Source organism: Kocuria sp. NBRC 114282, from assembly GCF_030268385.1.
GTDB classification, from domain to species: Bacteria; Actinomycetota; Actinomycetes; order Actinomycetales; family Micrococcaceae; genus Kocuria; species Kocuria palustris.
On record NZ_BSQO01000045.1, the window covers coordinates 1 to 265 of the forward strand.

Sequence of the window (265 nt, forward strand, 5' to 3'; positions counted from 1 at the left end):
CACCAGCAAGCTGGTGCTTCAGCGTTCGACTTGCATGTGTTAAGCACGCCGCCAGCGTTCGTCCTGAGCCAGGATCAAACTCTCCGTTGAAAAACGAAAAACCATACCTGGCTGGAATCAAAAATAAGATCGCCAGCACGTCACGGGAACGAGACGCACTGACGCATCAGCTGATCCAACCAAACAAAAAATTGCTTGAACTGGTATCAGCAGACAATTTGGCACACTATCGAGTTCTCAAACAACAGACGATCAACCAGCCCGT

At 49.4% G+C, this 265-nt stretch carries 1 rRNA gene; it reads right to left on the reverse strand.

What is annotated here, in order from left to right:
- Positions 1 to 90, reverse strand: a 16S ribosomal RNA gene (locus tag QSJ40_RS12655); the annotation flags it as partial.
- Positions 91 to 265: the final 175 nt, after the last annotated feature.